Annotated in this window: 10 protein-coding genes; 5 read left to right on the forward strand and 5 right to left on the reverse strand. The window is 58.6% G+C overall.

All coding sequences use genetic code 11. The features are described from left to right. Positions 1 to 110: 110 nt before the first annotated feature. Positions 111 to 4,898: an NAD-glutamate dehydrogenase gene (locus K1W69_RS14350; protein WP_220229002.1), complete on the forward strand. Its 4,788-nt coding sequence runs from the start codon at positions 111 to 113 to the stop codon at positions 4,896 to 4,898. A 60-nt stretch (positions 4,899 to 4,958) separates the two neighbouring features. Then, positions 4,959 to 6,317 carry an MFS transporter gene (locus K1W69_RS14355; protein ID WP_220229003.1) on the forward strand — a complete coding sequence of 453 codons (1,359 nt, stop codon included), beginning with the start codon at positions 4,959 to 4,961 and terminating at the stop codon, positions 6,315 to 6,317. Between the two features lie 6 nt (positions 6,318 to 6,323). On the opposite strand, the gene purH is transcribed toward K1W69_RS14355, so the two are convergent. The 4 genes from purH to htpX all read right to left on the reverse strand — a co-directional run bounded on the left by purH (position 6,324) and on the right by htpX (position 12,147). After that, positions 6,324 to 7,940 carry a bifunctional phosphoribosylaminoimidazolecarboxamide formyltransferase/IMP cyclohydrolase gene (gene purH / locus K1W69_RS14360; RefSeq protein WP_220229004.1) on the reverse strand — a complete coding sequence of 539 codons (1,617 nt, stop codon included), beginning with the start codon at positions 7,938 to 7,940 and terminating at the stop codon, positions 6,324 to 6,326. A gap of 90 nt (positions 7,941 to 8,030) precedes the next feature. After that, on the reverse strand, positions 8,031 to 9,734 hold the full coding sequence (locus K1W69_RS14365) for a heparinase II/III family protein (protein WP_258571040.1): 1,704 nt from the start codon (positions 9,732 to 9,734) through the stop codon (positions 8,031 to 8,033). Positions 9,735 to 9,826: 92 nt separating this feature from the next. Continuing rightward, positions 9,827 to 11,203 (reverse strand): transcription antitermination factor NusB, encoded by a 1,377-nt coding sequence (locus K1W69_RS14370; RefSeq protein ID WP_370688244.1) that lies wholly within the window; start codon positions 11,201 to 11,203, stop codon positions 9,827 to 9,829. Beyond that, the gene (gene htpX, locus K1W69_RS14375) at positions 11,200 to 12,147 is read right to left on the reverse strand and encodes a zinc metalloprotease HtpX (RefSeq protein ID WP_220229006.1); all 948 of its coding nucleotides are present in this window, start codon (positions 12,145 to 12,147) and stop codon (positions 11,200 to 11,202) included. Before htpX ends, K1W69_RS14370 begins: the two co-directional genes overlap by 4 nt. Before the next feature lie 84 nt (positions 12,148 to 12,231). On the opposite strand from htpX, the gene K1W69_RS14380 reads away from it, so the two are divergent. The 3 genes from K1W69_RS14380 (at position 12,232) to K1W69_RS14390 (ending at position 15,541) form a co-directional block, all read left to right on the forward strand. Continuing rightward, the gene (locus tag K1W69_RS14380) at positions 12,232 to 12,492 is read left to right on the forward strand and encodes a DUF1674 domain-containing protein (RefSeq protein ID WP_220229007.1); all 261 of its coding nucleotides are present in this window, start codon (positions 12,232 to 12,234) and stop codon (positions 12,490 to 12,492) included. Between the two features lie 173 nt (positions 12,493 to 12,665). Continuing rightward, positions 12,666 to 14,159, forward strand: a complete 1,494-nt coding sequence (locus K1W69_RS14385; protein WP_220229008.1) for a TadE/TadG family type IV pilus assembly protein — start codon at positions 12,666 to 12,668, stop codon at positions 14,157 to 14,159. A 107-nt stretch (positions 14,160 to 14,266) separates the two neighbouring features. Next, a complete protein-coding gene (locus K1W69_RS14390; RefSeq protein WP_220229009.1) occupies positions 14,267 to 15,541 on the forward strand; it encodes an SAM-dependent methyltransferase in 1,275 nt (424 codons plus the stop codon). Positions 15,542 to 15,551: 10 nt separating this feature from the next. Here K1W69_RS14390 and acs read toward each other — a convergent pair whose 3' ends face one another. Beyond that, entirely contained in the window at positions 15,552 to 17,504 is a 1,953-nt protein-coding gene (gene acs / locus K1W69_RS14395) for an acetate--CoA ligase (protein WP_220229010.1), read from the reverse strand. Between the last annotated feature and the right edge of the window lie 200 nt (positions 17,505 to 17,704).

Here is a 17,704-nt window from a genome sequence, read left to right on the forward strand (position 1 = left end):
AATTGCGTTCCAGCTTGCTTCCAAAAAGGAGTCGCCTGCCGTCACAGTTCTGATACCATCATGACAAATATTCAAAATGGCGAAGAAATCGCAAGAGTGGGGAGACGGAAATGGGCGTACGCAGCCATCCCAGGCGCGACAGGCAGATCGAAAAAATTTCGGGGATTCTGAAGAAGCAGGACGAAGCCTATCTCGATCCGTCAATCCTTTTCGGCATGGTTAGCGCCGACGATGTTCTCGCCTTCCGCCCCGAGGCGCTGGCTGCGGCGGCGATCGACGCCTGGAGAAATCTCCAGGCGTGGGACGGCGCTCAGGCCCGAGTGGTTGTGGATCACATCAACGACGTTGAAATGGGCGGCGCGGCGCTGACGGTGGTGACGATTATCGACCGCAACATGCCGTTTCTCTATGATTCGGTGATGGGCGAAATATCTGCGTCGCATCGCGATCTGCAACTCGCCGCACACCCAATCGTGTCTATTGGCCGGTCCAAGGACGGCGCGATCGAACAGACGCGGCTGTTCAGCGCCGGCGACCAGGGTGCGCTGGAAAAGGTCAGCGTTATCCAGATCCACCTGCATCCGTTGTCTGATGCGGCGAGGGAAGAGCTCGCGGACGCGTTGGCGTCGGTGCTGGATCAAGTGCACCGCGCGAACTCCGACTGGCGCGCCATGCTCACCAGGCTCGATTCTGTGATCACGTCGCTGGAGACAAGCAAAACCAGCCACGATCCGGAGGTGAAGACTGAAACCCTCGCCTTTCTGGAGTGGTTGCGGGACGACAATTTCACTTTCCTTGGCATGCGCGAATATGTCTACAGCGGCTACGGCATGGATGCGACGATCGAGCGCGCCGCCGAAGAAGGGATCGGCATACTTTCAGACCCTGATGTCAGGGTTCTGCGCAGGGGCGCCGACCACGTCAGCACAACGCCGGAATTGCTTGCCTTTATGCAAGGCTCCGACATGCTGATCGTCACCAAGGCCAATGTCCGTTCGCTTGTGCATCGGCGCGCCTACATGGATTACGTCGGGGTCAAACGCTACGACGAGAAAGGCCAGGTCATTGGCGAATTGCGGATTGTCGGTCTGTTCACCTCAAGCGCCTACACGCGATCCGTCACGCGCATCCCGCTGCTTCGATCCAAAGTCCATGAAGTCATCTCCAGTTTCGGCTTTGATCCGGAGGGTCATTCCGGAAAGGCGCTTCTGAATGTGCTTGAAAGCTATCCGCGCGACGAGCTGTTCCAGATCGACGTGCCGATGCTTGCGGGTTTCTGCGAACAGGTGCTTGAGTTGAACGACCGGCCGCGCGTCCGCGTTCTGCCGCGCATTGACCGCTTCGACCGCTTTGTATCGGTCATTCTCTATGTGCCGCGGGATCAGTACGACTCCGAGGCGCGCGTGCGCGTGGCGGCCTATCTAAAGGACGTCTTTGACGCGCACCTGTCGGCGTTCTATCCGGCGTTTCCCGAAGGATCAGTCGCGCGCGTGCATTTCATATTCGGTCGTTCCAGCGGCAAGACACCTCGCGTTCCGCAGGAGGTGCTGGAAGAAAATGTCCGTCGGATCGTGACGCGCTGGGAAGATCGTTTTCTGGCTTTGGCAGGTCCCGATGGCCTGGCGTTGCACACATCGGACGCCTATCGTGATTATTTCACCCCCGAAGAGGCGGTGGAGGACCTGCAGAGCTTCCTCGACTGTTTGCCGGATAATGATATAGGCCTCGATTTCTATCAGCGCGCCGGCGAGACAAGCGATCATCTCGGCCTGAAGATATTCCATCTTGACGAGGCCGTGGAACTGTCACGACGCGTTCCGATGCTCGAGAATCTCGGCTTCAACGTCATCAGCGAACAAACCTTCGAACTTTCGGTGGGCGAGGATGTCGGAGCGGTGCGCACCGTCGTGCTGCACAATATGGAGCTGGTTCAAAGGGAAGGGCAAGCCATAGATCTGCCGCGAATCGCGAGGAAACTGGAAGACGCATTTTTGGCGGTTTGGTCAGGCAAGGTGGACAATGACGGCTTCAACCGCCTGGTGGTCAATTGCGGCATGTCCGTCCGGGAAGTGAAGGTGATGCGGACCTATGCCCGCTACCTCCGGCAAATCGGCGTTACCTATTCGCAGGGTTACATCTCGGAAGCCCTTAATCGGTACCACGACATCGCCTGTGACATCCTCGAACTGTTTGAACGTCGGTTTGCGCTGACGACGCCCGAAGACGAGATGCACAAGATTACCGAAGAGATCCGGCTTCGGATTGACGAGGCGCTGGTCAGGGTGCCAAGCCAGGATGACGACCGGATATTGCGGCAATACGTCAATCTGATATCGGCGACCCTTCGCACCAACTACTATCAGGGCGGCGATAACGCTTCGCCGGCTATTTTGTCTTTGAAACTGGATCCGCGGGCGATCGACGGAATGCCGGCGCCGGCGCCCTTTCGCGAAATCTTCGTTTACGGCGCAGAAGTGGAAGGCGTCCATTTGCGTTTCGGTCCGATCGCGCGCGGCGGTCTGCGCTGGTCGGATCGGGCGCAGGACTACCGGACCGAGGTTCTGGGCCTCGTCAAGGCGCAACAAGTCAAGAATGCAGTCATCGTGCCCGTCGGTTCCAAGGGAGGATTTTATCCCAAGGAATTGCCTACCGGCGGCTCCCGGGACGATGTCTTTAAGGCGGGGCGCGAAGCCTACAAAACCTTCATTTCCTCGCTGCTCGACATTACCGACAATATTATCGATGGCGTGGTGACGCATCCTGAAGAAACGCGCTGCATCGATGGCGATGACCCCTACTTTGTGGTCGCGGCCGACAAGGGCACGGCCACTTTCTCGGATACGGCCAACGCCATCAGCCAGGCGCATGATTTCTGGCTGGACGACGCTTTCGCCTCCGGCGGATCGGCAGGTTACGATCACAAGAAGATGGGAATTACCGCCCGCGGCGCCTGGGAGGCGGTCAAGCGACACTTCCGGGAAATGAACATCGATATCCAGACGACGGAATTTACAGCCGCTGGCGTCGGAGACATGTCGGGCGACGTGTTCGGCAACGGCATGCTGCTGTCGCCCAAGATCAGGCTGGTGGCCGCCTTCGACCATCGCGACATTTTCATTGACCCGGAACCGGTCTGTTCGACATCTTTCAAGGAACGCAAACGCGTGTTCGAGCTAGGTCGATCGAGCTGGCAGGACTACGACAAGTCTAAGCTGTCAAAAGGCGGCATGATCGTGTCCCGTTCGCAGAAGTCGATAAAGCTGACGGACGAGGCCGCAGCCGCGATCGGTCTGACGAAGACGACGGCTACGCCGCAGGAAGTGCTTCGGGCGATCCTGAAAATGGATATCGATCTGATGTGGTTCGGCGGTATCGGAACCTATATCAAGGAAGACGGAGAATCCGACGCCGAGGTCGGCGATCGGGGCAATGACGGCATCCGCGTCACCGCCAGCCAGGTAGGAGCCAAGGTGATTGGCGAAGGCGCCAATCTCGGCGTGACGCAGCGTGGTCGCATCGCCTATTGCCTGAAAGGCGGGCGGTGCAATTCCGACGCAATCGACAATTCAGCTGGCGTCAATTCGTCTGACGTCGAGGTCAACATAAAGATCGCTTTGGCGAAGGCGATGCGCGAGGGGCGGCTGAATCGCGCCAATCGCGACAAGCTGCTGACCGCAATGACAGAACAGGTCGCCGAGCTTGTGCTGCGCAACAATTATCTGCAGACGCTCGCAATCTCCATCGTTGAGCAGGACAGCGCCGAACTGACCGGAGATATGTCGCAGCTCATGAACGATCTGGAGAGCGCCGGACATCTTGACAGGCAGGTCGAAACCCTTCCCGATGATCTTGAACTTGCTGAACGCGTAACCGCCGGGAAACCGCTGACGCGACCGGAAATCGGGGTGCTTCTGTCCTATGCGAAAATCGTTTTGTTCGACGAACTGACGGAAAGCCATCTGCCGGACAATCCATATTTCGAATCGACGCTGGTCGACTACTTCCCGAAACGGATGCACAAGACCCACAGAGACGATATTCTTGAACACCGCCTTCGGCGCGAGATTGTCTCGACAGTGCTCGCCAACGATGTGATCAATCGCGGTGGTCCGTCCTTCATCAGCCGCATGGCGGACGCCACCGGCATGCTGCCTTCGCAGATTGTCGGCGCTTTTGTGGTGGTGCGCGACGGCTTGGGCCTGTCAGAGCTCTATGACATCATCGATTCGCTCGATAACCAGACGCCCGGCGCCTACCAGAACGAGCTGTACGGCGATCTCCGGCATATCTTCCGCATCGTGGTGCGCTGGAGCGCCAAGGCCGGCGTCGCCCAAGGGCCGCTCGCCGACATGGTTGAAGCGCTGGCGAAGGCGGTAAAGACGCTCCAGCCCGTCATGCCCGATATCCTGCCGAACTTCATGCGCCGCGAAAGGCAGGCGATCTACCAAAGGGCGATCGATCATGGCGTTCCGGAAAAGCAGGCGGCGCGGTTGTCGGAAACCGTCGGCCTGGTCAACATTCCGGACATCATGCTGGCGGCGAACCTGTCGAACGCCGGTCTTGAAGAGGCCGCGAAAATATATTTCGACGTTACCCGCGCCTATCGCATTTCAAGGCTGGAAGCAGCGGCTTACTCCGCAAAGGCGGCCGACTTCTACGAGGAGCTCGCAATCGGTCGCAGCCTGGACGAAATTTCCGCCGCCCGCCGCAACGTGATGAATGCCGTGATCACCCAGTTCGGCAAGGAGGAAAATCCGGTCGCCGCCTGGCAGGCTGCGGATCGGCTGCGACGCGAACGGATACAGGCGCGCATCAACGAACTCATCGACAGTGGCGACTTCAGCATTTCGCGGCTGACGGTCGCCGCTGGAATGATGAGCGATCTGGCGGCGCAATAGGCGGGACACACCAGCCATGGCGGGCTGTGTTGGCAAGAGGGGCGTATAAGGGGACGCAAATTGAGTGACGCAGTACCGACGCAGCGGGTCGACCGCAAGGGCGTCTTCGGCTGGATGCTGTTCGACTGGGCGACGCAGCCATTTCACACGCTGATCATCACATTCGTGTTCGCGCCGTATGTCGTCGACGCGCTGTTTACGTCCGACGTCGAAGGACAGGCCCAATGGGGGACTGCGATCACCATTGGCGGTCTGATAGTCGCCTTTCTGGCGCCGGTTCTTGGAGCCGTCGCCGACAGCACGGGACGGCGCAAACCGTGGATCCTTGCGTTTTCAATACCGGCGGTGATCGGGAGCTGGATGCTTTGGTATTCGGCGCCCGGCTCCAGCAATGTCGTGTTGATCCTCACCGGTATTGTTCTCGCCTTTATCGGCTTCGAATTCGCAGCGGTTTTCAACAATGCGATGATGTCCCAATTGGTGCCTCGCGCTCGTCTGGGTCGATTATCCGGTTCCGCCTGGGCGCTTGGTTACGTGGGAGGCATCGTATCGCTCATCATCGTGCTGGGTCTCATGGCCGGACGGCCCGATACAGGCAAGACGTTGTTGGGTCTAGACCCGATTTTCGGTCTGGATCCGACAACGTACGCAGGTGATCGCGCGTCCGGACCACTAACCGCGATCTGGTATGTGGTGTTTGTCATCCCGATGTTTCTCTTCACGCCGGACGCGGACAAGCGCATGGCCACACGCGGCATGGTGCGGGAAGGCCTGCGCGAACTCTGGAAAACACTGAAAGCGCTGCCCAGTCAGAAAAGCTATTTCAGCTTCCTGCTGTCGAGCCTGTTTTACCGGGACGGCCTCAATGCGCTCTATACGTTTGGCGGGATCTATGCCGTCGGCGTTCTCGGACTGACGACAATTGAGCGCGGCATTTTCGGAATTCTTGCAGCCTTCACGGGTGCATTCGGAGGCTGGATCGGGGGCAAGCTGGATGACAGATACGGGCCGAAAATCGTTGTCGCCAGCGGAATATTGATGCTGTTCGTGAGTTGCCTTCTGGTCATCTCCACTGCAAAGGATCAGGCGTTTTTCATAACTGTCTCCAACGAGGAGTTGCCGACCATCCTGTTCTATGTCGCCGGTTGTCTGATCGGCGCAGGAGGCGCAGCCGCCCAGGCTGCATCCAGGACTTTGCTGGTTGATCAGGTTCCCGCCGAAAAGGTAACGGAGGCCTTCGGATTGTACGCCCTGTCAGGGAAAGCGACCGCCTTCATCGGTCCCGCGCTTGTTGTTTTTGCGACTGTTGCAAGCCAGAGCCAGCGCATAGGCGTAACGCCAATACTGCTGTTGTTCGCGATTGGCCTGCTGCTTCTGCCGCGAGTCGTCAGCGCACACACAAAACCGGACGGCGCGTAGCCGGCGTCAGTGCCGAAAATGGCGCATGCCGGTAAAGACCATGGCGACGCCGGCCTCATTGGCCGCCTTGACGACATCGTCGTCGCGCATCGATCCGCCAGGCTGGATCACGGCCGTGGCGCCTGCCTCGATGGCTGAAATCAGGCCGTCGGCGAAGGGGAAAAAGGCGTCCGAGGCGACCACGGATCCAATAGTCAGCGGTTCTGCAAGGCCCATCGCCTCTGCGGCGTCGCGCGCCTTTTTCGCCGCAATGCGCGACGAATCCACCCGACTCATCTGACCGGCGCCGATGCCCACTGTCGCGCCGTCTTTGGCGTAGACGATCGCGTTCGACTTGACGTGCTTGGCGACGCGGAAGGCAAAGATCAGATCGGCCAGTTCCCGATCGGTCGGCTGACGATCTGTAACGACCTTGAGATCCGCCAAGGCGACGCGTCCTGCGTCGCGCGACTGGACCAACAGACCGCCCGCGACCGTCTTCGCCATGACGCCGGGCGCGGCGGGGTCAGGCAGGCCGCCAGTCGTCAGAAGTCGCAGGTTTTTCTTTGCGGCGATAATGGACATGGCGTCGTCGTCGACTCCGGGTGCGATGATGACTTCGGTGAACGTCCTGACCACTTCTTCGGCCGTTGCCGCCTCGAGCCTGCCATTGAACGCGACGATGCCGCCGAAAGCTGAGACCGGATCGCAGGCGAGCGCGCCGCGATAGGCGTCGAGCTGGCTTGTCGCCGTGCCGACGCCGCATGGATTGGCATGTTTGATAATCGCGCAGGCGGCCCCGTCAACCGGATCGAACTCGCCGGCCAGTTCGAATGCCGCGTCGGTATCGTTGATATTGTTGTAGGAGAGCTGCTTTCCCTGATGCAGCGTCGCGGTGGCGACGCCCGGACGGTTCTCCCCGGTCACGTAAAACCCGGCTGTCTGGTGCGGGTTTTCGCCATAGCGCATCACATCGTGCAATCTCCCCGCAACCGCCCGGTAGGGCGGATTGTCCTCGTCGATCGCTTCCGCAAACCAGCCGGAAATCGCCGCATCATAGGCTGCTGTCCGCCCATAGGCCTTTGCCGCCATTTTCTGCCGGAAAGCGTAGCGAATTTCACCGCCGGTTTCCAAAAGCTCCGCGGCCAGCGCATCGTAGTCGGACGGATCCGTCAGCACAGTCACATAGGCGTGATTCTTCGCGGCGGCGCGGATCATCGCCGGGCCGCCTATGTCGATATTTTCGACGGTCGTTGGATAGTCGCCGCCCTTTGACCGCACCTCCTCGAAAGGATAAAGGTTGATGACGACGATATCGATCGGGACAATATCATGCGCCTCCATCGCCGCCTGGTGTTCGGCGTCGTCGCGGATAGCGAGGAGCCCGCCGTGAACGGAAGGGTGCAGGGTCTTGACCCGACCATCCATGATTTCCGGAAATCCGGTCAGGTCCGACACCCCCCGAACAGACAATCCAGCGCCGGACAAAGCCTTGGCCGTCCCTCCGGTCGACACGAGATCGACGCCGTGACCAGCAAGCGTTTCGCCGAGATCTTGAAGACCATTCTTGTCGGAGACCGAAAGCAGCGCCCTTGTCGGTCTGATCCGGTCGGTTATCGGAGTTTTTCTCGATATGATCGCCATGTGATTCCCCGGCCAAGAGACAATGATGCCCGCCGCCTAGCATACAGTGGGAACGGATCAAACCGACGTTTGGCCGCATGCACGGCTTTATTAGCCGTCGGGGTCTTCACGCCTGACCGGCGTGCGCACCAGCGTCCAGCCGACCGCGACATCGGCGCGGGCCGGAATGGTCAGAGCAATCTGTTCGGAGCGTCGCGGGCCGACGAGGTCGGCGAAAAACACGTCGTCCTCGACGACAGGAGCGGGGTTCGGACAGAAAAACGTCCAGTATTCTCCATCCGGCGCCTTAAGCACGACGTTATTTTTCGGGTCGCGCGTCACCTCGATACTCGGGTGAATGTGAAAACGCACCGTGGCGCTCAAATCGGTGTCGCCCGGAGCTTGTTTGCCCGCCGCAAGAAGCCTGTCGCGACCGCTGATAATATTACCATCGGCGCTAAGCTGGATCGATCGTTCGTGAATGAGGCCGAAGGTCTTTGCATAACCGTCATGCCGGGCGACAAAACCCTGTCTGCCGGACGAATCATCCGTCCGGTCGTATTCGACCACCTTCGGACCGTTGATCATCATCGGTCCCAGAAAAGTTGAAGTCGACATGGTGGCCGAGGAGTTGTCGCCGATGGTCAACGTCGAGTGTGCGGCCGTCGTTCGCGAAAGCCTCGAATATTCGGCGTGATAATAGGCGGGCGCTCCTGCATTGACGATGAACCGGTTGCGACCAGACGACATCTCGAACGACAGGCAGCCGGCGCCGGCCTCGGTCGACAGTTCGACGGGCGGCAGAGATCCCGTATCGGCGATAACGATCGTATCGCTGTTGGAAAGGCGCTGGTATTTGAGTTGCGGCGCATGCCGGAGTGGTTGACCGGCGGTTTCGTCGTATCGCAGCACAGACAGCAGCCTGTCTGCGGGCAAGGCTCTTGCACCGTTGAAAAGCGCCAGCGTTCCTTCGGTATGGCGGAAGAACCGCAGCGCCTGGAACATCCGGTCGATGCTCGTTACCAGCTTCGACGGCGGCGTATGGCCAAGATTGAGGTAGGTTTGCCTGAGAGGCAGAAGGTCAGCCAAAAGCGCCAGCGAGGCATGGGGATTACGCGAAATATGGCCGCCGTCCGGGAGGATTTGCCGGGCGATTTCATTGTCGAGCGCGCGGGCGGCCGATTTGATGCGCGTCGCGCTCGCAGGCGTAGCGAGACTGGCCATGGCGAGGGCGATCCGGACTCGGAATCGAACCTCGCCATCGGGCGCCCCACCGGCGATGCGCCGCAGGTACCGGATCTGTAGCGCAATGCTCTTGATAAAACGCTTGTAGAAAGCGCGGTCCATATTCTTGAGAATGATCGGCGAATGAGACAGCCAGGCGATCAGTCGCTGCGCAGTGACGTCAGGATCCCAAGCGACGCCGGACTGCCGGCGTCCGAACAGGCTGATCCAGTCTTCCGTCAACAGTCGGGCGTCTTGAAAGGCGGCGTCGCTGTCTGCGGCGCGCAGGTGCCGGAGCCAGCGGAATCCGTGCAGGGCGGCGTCGAATCCCGGCGTTGGTCCGTCCAGTTCAAACGGAGAAACGCCTTCGCATACGAGTATGCGCCCGGCGAGAGGAAATCTGCCTAGATGAAACTCTTCGGCGATATAGGGATCGGCGATCCGCAGATCGGTAGGCGCGACGATCAGCCGGTCTGGCGCAGAGGTGAAACGGAAAGGCACGAGACGACCGGGCGAAGCCCGCCGAGACAGTCGTCGCAAGCTTTCACGCAGATACAAAGGGTAGTATTGCCAGTACAACGCAGCCGCCAAAAGACCATTTCCAAACGCCCGACACGAAGTCCATTCGCGCAATTATAACACAACAGTCAAGCACAGGCAGGGTATAATTCGACTGTTAACACTTAGCTTAATCGCATCAAAATACTTGCAAAAAAGCCATCCAGCCCGGCGTAGGCCGGGTCCGGATCGGGAAGCATGTCTGGCGTCGTTCTCAGATCGCCTTCGGGACTGATTGCATCTTCAAGCCCGGGAATGAGAGCCGATTCCACGGCTCTGCGGTCTACCTTCGGGTGGGATTCCAGGATAGCCGAAACCACATCTTCACCCTCTTCTTTCGCAAGCGAACAATTGGAAAATACGACCATTCCCCCTGGTCGAACCAGCGTCAGCGCCCGTGCAAGCATGCGTTCCTGCAGATCTGCCAGTTTTGCAACATCGGACGGGGACTTCGTCCATGGGATATCCGGATGACGACGGATTGTGCCGGTCGACGAGCAGGGAGCATCGAGCAGCACAGCGTCGAAAGCCTCACCAGGCTGCCACTCGAAGAGATCCGCATGGACGCATTCGGCGTCGAGCTTCAGCCTTTTCAGATTCTCATCGAGCCTTTTCAGCCGATTTGCCGAAAAATCGAGCGCCGTCACGGAAGCGCCCGCGAGCGCCAGTTGCGCGGTCTTGCCACCTGGCGCAGCGCAAAGATCGGCGACGCGCCATCCGGAAATCTCGCCGAAGAGCCGCGCCGGTATGGAGGCCGCTACATCCTGTACCCACCATTCGCCGTCGGCGAAACCTTCAAGGTCGGTAATTGGTCCGTCCACATGTCCGAGACGCACCGATCCGGTCGGCGTCACGCGACCGCCCAGCCTTGCCGCCCAGCTTTCAGAGTCGCTTTTGACCGTCAGATCTATTGCAGGAGGATGACGGTGCGCCTCGAAAATCGCCGACGCGTGTTCCGGATAAGCGCTCTCGATGAGTTCACCAAGCCATGCGGGCGCATTGATTACCCGGCTTTGCAGTCGCGGGAGCTCTTCATCCTTTTGCCGGATCATCTGACGAAGAAGCGCATTGACGAGGGCGACGAAACGACGGTTGCGCGGATCGCCGCGCGCCATCTCAACGGCTATGTTGACCGCGGCGTGCGCAGGAATGTCGAGAAACAGGATCTGGGCAGCGGCAATGCGCAGCGTGTGTCTCAGTGCTACTGCCCCTTCCGGCAGGGGTCGGGCGACAAGAAGATCGATGAATGCGTCGATTATCGGAAGATTGCGCAGGGCGGCCTGCAGGATCGCCCGCACCAGAGACCGGTCCTGCTCGGAAAGCGCTCGCCAGGCGGGATTTCCGTTTTGCGGATCGAGCAAACCATCCATGGAGGCGCGTCTGTCGACGATAGCTGAAAGCAGTTTGGCCGCAGCCAGCCGTGAGCCAAGCCCCGGAACCTGTTCGCGGTTTCCTTCGGCGCTTTTCCTTGGGCGACGTTTTTGCTTCGACGCAGGCGTCAAGACCATGGCCCCTTGGGACGTGGTTTGCCCGGATTTCGTCCCCAAGGGCCCGAAGAGGCAACGGCGTCTGCAGGACCGCGTTCATTGGAAAAGTCTGCGCCGCCGGAAAATTCGCCTGCCATCTGACGCAACGCGGCTATGCGGCTTTCCGTGGGCGGATGGGTCGTGAAGAGATTATCCATCCGCAAACCGGCGAGCGGATTGATGATGAACATGTGGGCGGTTGCCGGATTGCGCTCCGCGTCGTCGTTGACGATGTTCTTCGCGGCGCCGGCGATTTTTCCGAGCGCGGAAGCAAGCCACATTGGATTGCCGCAGATTTCGGCGCCGCCGCGATCGGCGGAATATTCGCGCGTCCGGCTGATGGCCATTTGCACCATGGCGGCGGCGACCGGTGCGAGAAACATGGCGAGCAAAGCGCCGACTATGCCAAGCGGATTGTCGCGTCCGCCGCGAAAGAACAGCGCGAAATTACCGAGCATCGCGATTGCGCCTGCGAGCGTTGCGGTAATCGTCATGGTTAGCGTGTCGCGGTGCTTTACATGGGCGAGTTCATGCGCCATCACGCCGGCGACCTCCTCATGGGTCAACCGGGCAAGCAGGCCCGTCGTTGCTGCGACTGCAGCGTTGGACGGATTGCGGCCCGTTGCAAAGGCGTTCGGCTGATCGTTCTTGATCAAATAGACCTTCGGCATTGGAAGGTCGGCCCTTTCAGCGAGTTGGCGCACGATTCCGTAATATTCCGGCGCCGAGCGGGCGTCCACTTCCACAGCGTGGTGCATCCGCAGCACCATCTTGTCCGCGTTCCAATAGGAAAACATATTCATCGCGGCGGCGATCACCAATGCGATCATCATGCCGCCGGAACCGCCGATCAGGTAGCCGACGGCCATGAACAACGCAGTCATGAACGCAAGCAGCATCGCGGTGCGAACAAGATTCATATGGGTTCAACTCCTTCCACGGTATTGGTTTTTATCCTATATGATGGGAAGTCCGCACCGGCAATTCAATGTTGAAAGCAACCGATGACCGTCCCGGAAGAATTGGAAAACGCCAGCGAGGAAGGCGCGAAAACAGCCGATTCGCAAGCTGTGGAGCGCGTTCCTGAGGCAAAGCAATCGGAGAAGGATCTTCCACCGGCCGCAATGCGGGCGTTGCAGGAAGCAGAAGAACGCAGGCGCACCAGCGACAACCCGCCTCCGCAACGGGAACTGGGTGGACGCGGCGGCAAGGATCCTGCGCGTTTTGGAGACTGGGAAATCAAGGGACGCGCAGTAGACTTCTGAATCGATACAACGGTTTTCCAATTTTACTAAAATTCGAGTTTTCGACTTAAATCGACGTCAATTCATCACCTGTATACCACTGAGGCCGCATGCTCCATGTTTGGGACAATGCGGTTCTGGCAGTTCCGTCGCACAGATGCGATTGCCGGTTCTTTATGGTCGGACACAGGTCAATGAAAACAGCAAAAGCGCGCCTGCTCTGGCGGTCATTCGCGAAGGACGAACGCGGCAATTTCGCGATGATATTCGCCTTCGCCATTCTGGCTATCTTTTTCTCCGCGGGTCTGGCTGTGGACCTGGCGCGAAACCTTTCCGAAAAAACGCAGATTAATAATGCGTTGGACGCGGCTACGCTTGCGACTGCGCGTGCTTTGGCGGTGGGCGATATCAAGGAAGAGGAGGCGGAGGATTATCTCAAGTCAATATTCGCCGCCAATCTCGGCCTTGATGACCTTACGTCCGGACAATACGAGGTGGTTGACGTCGATATCGACGATATAGACCAGGAAGTAACGGCGATCGCCAAAACCGATCAGAACCTGACCTTCATGGGAACGGCGAACCGCAAGAACACTCAGGTCGTCTCCGCTGATTCGGCCGCATCCTACGGTATGTCCGATATCGAAGTTGCGATGGTGCTGGACATTACCGGCTCGATGAGCGGTAACAAGATTTCGGCTCTCAAGAACGCTGCGAAACTCGGTGTCCAGGAACTGTTGGCCATGAACACCGATACGGACGAGAATGTCCGCATCAGCCTGGTCCCCTATAGCGACGCCGTCAATGCGGGTGATCTGGCGAAATATGTGTTTCCTGATTTCTGGCTGCCCAAGACCAAGGCGCCGGCGTTCAATGAGGCGCTGTATGCGGAAACGGGCCTTGGATTCGATCCATATTCGTTCAAGGAAACCATGAGCAATGGAATCGACGAGGATGATGTCAAGGATTTCTACGAAGTGAACAGAGACGGCTCGGCTACGGACGATTGCGCGACCGACCGCAAGGCGCCCAAAGGCGGCGGAACGTCCTACCAGTATTCCGACGCCAATCCGTCCTATGGCATGATCAGCCGGGATTCAAGGCTGCAATTCTGTCCGGCGTCGCCCTTGATGCTGCTCACCAGCGACGAATCGGGACTTGACGCGCGGATCGATGGCCTGGTCGCGTCGGGATACACGGCCGGTCATATCGGGTTGCAATGGGCCTGGTACACCATTTCTCACGACTGGGCCAACTATGTCCCCGAAGAATCCAGGCCCGCCGTCATCGACGAGGAGACGGCGAAATACATCATCCTGATGACAGATGGCGAATTCAACACGGCCTTCGCCAATGTCACGAGCGATATCGAGGATGTTTGCGAAAAATACAAGAAAGGCAGGTGCAGGGAATGGGGCCGGGAGATTGATTTCAATCATGGCGGCCAAGGTTCGACCTCGCGCACTCATACGCGCAATCTGTGCGACGCAATCAAGGCTCAAAAGATCAAGATCTTCACAATCGGCTTCAGCATGAACAATAATACGGCCCTGAATATGCTGAAGGATTGCGCGTCGCCGGACGAAGGCAGCTTCACCTATTATTATGAACCCGACACCGCCAACGAATTGACCGAAACCTACGAAACCATCGCGCGATCGATCCAGTCTCTGCGTCTCGTGAAATAAATCGGTGCGCCTGGACGTTCCCCGCAACGCCATCCGGAAGCTCCGGATGGCAATTTTATTTTCTTTCGGCTAATGCTCGACCGGGATTCAAATCCGGCGGGAAATCTATGAGCGCAGACAAAAAAGCGGCGGCGATGATCAGGACGGTTGCGGACACCTTGCAGCCGCAATTCGGAATTCGCCTTTGGAACGGAGAAATAATCGGACCGACGGATGGTCCGTTGCTTGCGGTCAACGATCCGATGGCCATTCGCAAGGTCGCGCTGAGGCCGAAGCTCGATTCGATCGTCGAACTCTGGATTTCGGGACAGGTCGATATCGAGAACGGCACCATCTTCGATCTGGCGGAGAAAGGGCTGAACACCCGCCTGAAAAGAGGCATCAAGGATCTTCCCAAGTGGCAGCTGCTGAAAAACGTTCCGTCTATCCTCGTTGGCCGCAATGAAGCCGATTCGGGATTGGCGGGAGAGAGGCCTTTCGACTTCGGTTCGGACAAACAGGCGATTGGCCATCACTACGACGTTTCGAACGACTTCTACCGTCTCTTTCTCGATGAGAACATGGTCTATACCTGCGCCTATTTCAAAGACTGGTCGAACAGTCTCGACACAGCCCAGGTCGACAAGCTGGATCATGTCTGTCGCAAGCTGCGCCTGCAGCCGGGCGAGAAACTTCTCGATATCGGATGCGGCTGGGGCTCGCTGCTGATCCATGCAGTGGAAAATTACGGCGTGACGGGACACGGAATCACTTTGTCGGAAGCCCAGATTGACCTCGCTCGCAAACGTGTCGCCGATCGGGGCCTGTCGGACCGGATCACAATCGAACTGACGTCCTACGAAGACGTTCGGGACACATTCGACAAGGTGTCGTCGATCGGCATGTTCGAACATGTTGGAAGCGCCAACTACGACAAATACTTTCATTCGGTCTGGCGCTTGCTCAAGCCTGGCGGGCTTTACATGCATCACGCGATTTCACGCCGCGCCAAGCGCAGCAAGAAGGCGTTCAGACGCAAGAGCGCCGAGCATCTGGCGCTGGTGAAATATATTTTTCCCGGCGGCGAACTCGACCATCTTGGCATGAGCATCGAAAATCTCGAAGGACACGGTTTCGAGGTCCACGATGTGGAAAATTTACGCGAACACTATGGCCGCACTTGTCGCCTGTGGGCCGATCGTTTGCATGCGCGTTTCGATGAAGCCGTTGCCGATGTGGGCGCGCCGAAAGCGCGGCTGTGGCTGCTTTATCTGACGGGTTGTGCGCTCGCATTCGAACGCGGCACCGTCCAGATCAACCAGACCCTGGCGCGAAAACGCGCCCGCGGCTCGGCCCCTTCGGGCTTGCCGCCGACGCGCGAGGATCTCTACCGGCTTACGTGACCGGCAGGCTTCATTTCTTGTTCTGGCGATTCTCGATGAGATCGTCGACCACGGTGGGATCCGCCAGCGTCGAGGTGTCGCCTAGCGAGGAAAATTCGTTCTCGGCAATCTTTCGGAGAATGCGCCGCATAATCTTGCCCGAGCGTGTCTTGGGCAGCCCCGGAGCGAACTGGATCTTGTCCGGAGTAGCGATCGGACCAATCTCCTCGCGCACATGTTTGACCAGTTCCTTGCGCAGGTCGTCACTTGCCTCGACGCCGCTCATCGGCGTGACGTAGCAGTAAATGCCCTGCCCCTTGAGGTCGTGCGGATAACCGACTACGGCGGCTTCCGAGACGGAATCATGGGAGACCAGCGCCGATTCGACCTCGGCGGTGCCCATCCGGTGGCCGGACACGTTGATGACGTCGTCGACGCGGCCGGTGATCCAATAGTATCCGTCCTCGTCGCGACGGCAGCCGTCTCCGGTAAAATACTTGCCCTTGTAGGTCGAAAAATACGTCAGGATGAAGCGCTCGTGGTCGCCATAGACCGTGCGCATCTGGCCAGGCCAGGAATCCACGATGCAAAGATTTCCGTCCACGGCGCCCTCGAGCACTTCGCCTTCGCCGTCGACAATTTGCGGCCGTACTCCGAAGAAGGGTCGGGTGGCGGATCCCGGCTTGAGGTCGGTTGCTCCGGGAAGCGGAGTAATCATGATGCCGCCGGTTTCGGTCTGCCACCAGGTGTCGACGATGGGACATTTTCCCTCGCCCACGATGTTGTAATACCACTCCCAGGCTTCCGGATTGATCGGCTCGCCAACAGATCCGAGCGTGCGCAGGGATTTTCGCGAGGTCGACGTGACATGGGAATCGCCTGCGCCCATCAGCGCGCGGATCGCCGTCGGCGCGGTATAGAAAATGTTGACCTGATGCTTGTCGCAGACTTCCCAGAAACGCGCAGGCGTCGGATAGTTTGGAACGCCTTCGAACATCAGGGTCGTGGCGCCGTTGGCGAGCGGTCCGTAGACGATGTAGGAGTGGCCCGTCACCCAGCCGATATCGGCTGAACACCAGTAAATGTCGCCTGGATGGTAGTCGAAGACATATTCGTGGGTCATCGAGGCGTAGACGAGATAACCTCCCGTCGTGTGAAGGACGCCCTTCGGCTTGCCGGTCGATCCTGACGTGTAAAGAATGAAGAGCGGGTCTTCAGCCTTCATCTTCGCCGGCGGGCATTTCGGTTTCGCCAGCCGCATCGCCTCGTCGTAGTCGATATCGCGATCTTCGTACCAGTCGACCTTGCCGTGGGTGCGGCGCACCACCAGCACATTGCGCACCTCAACGCCGTCGCGCGCGGCGTGTTCGACAGCCTTGTCGGTGTTCGCCTTTAGCGGAACGACGCGGCCGCCGCGCAGACCTTCGTCTGCGGTGATGATGAAGGTCGAGTTGCAGTCGACGATGCGTCCGGCAAGGGCGTCCGGGGAGAATCCGCCGAAGACGATCGAGTGGATCGCTCCGATCCGGGCGCAGGCCAGCATCGCATAGGCGGCCTCGAGGATCATCGGCATGTAGATGGTGACGCGGTCGCCTTTCTTGACGCCATTGGATTTCATCACATTGGCGAGCCGGCAGACCTGTTCGTAAAGCTCGTTGTAGGTGACCTTTTTGTCCTCATAGGGATTGTCGCCTTCCCAGATGATGGCGACCTGGTCTCCACGCTTCTTCAGATGCCGGTCGATGCAGTTGTAGGAAACGTTTGTGACGCCGTCCTCGTACCATTTGATCAGCACGTCGCCGGTGAAGCTTGTGTTCTTGACTTTGGTGTATGGCTTGAACCAGTCGATGCGCTTGCCGTGCTTTTTCCAGAACTTCTCCGGATTCTTGGTGCTCTGCTGATACCAGTCGAGATAGGTTTCGTTGTCGATCAGAGCGCGTTTCTTGACGGATTTCAGTACTTTATGGGTTTTGGGTTCGAACATGCGATCCTCCTTCGCGGTCAGTCTCCGACGGTCGCTTCTACAGGCGCCCGCCCCCGGTCTTTGTCTCCCCTTAATAGCAGGTGAAGCACCGAGGGCAATTAGACAAATGGCCGTGATGGTTCTTCTCTTCGTTGCATTCGGCGCTAAACGTCGTTATATAGCGCGTCAATTCCCGGAAATTGTGGTGATTTACCACGACC

The sequence above is a fragment of the Flavimaribacter sediminis genome, from assembly GCF_019492055.1.
Lineage (GTDB): Bacteria > Pseudomonadota > Alphaproteobacteria > Rhizobiales > Rhizobiaceae > Flavimaribacter > Flavimaribacter sediminis.

Coding starts and splice junctions, on each gene's coding strand:
- K1W69_RS14350 (WP_220229002.1), top strand. CDS start 111: ATGGGCGTACGCAGCCATCCCAGGCGCGACAGGCAGATCGAAAAAATT.
- purH (WP_220229004.1), bottom strand. CDS start 7,940: ATGGCGATCATATCGAGAAAAACTCCGATAACCGACCGGATCAGACCG.
- htpX (WP_220229006.1), bottom strand. CDS start 12,147: ATGAATCTTGTTCGCACCGCGATGCTGCTTGCGTTCATGACTGCGTTG.
- K1W69_RS14380 (WP_220229007.1), top strand. CDS start 12,232: ATGACCGTCCCGGAAGAATTGGAAAACGCCAGCGAGGAAGGCGCGAAA.
- K1W69_RS14385 (WP_220229008.1), top strand. CDS start 12,666: ATGAAAACAGCAAAAGCGCGCCTGCTCTGGCGGTCATTCGCGAAGGAC.
- K1W69_RS14390 (WP_220229009.1), top strand. CDS start 14,267: ATGAGCGCAGACAAAAAAGCGGCGGCGATGATCAGGACGGTTGCGGAC.
- acs (WP_220229010.1), bottom strand. CDS start 17,504: ATGTTCGAACCCAAAACCCATAAAGTACTGAAATCCGTCAAGAAACGC.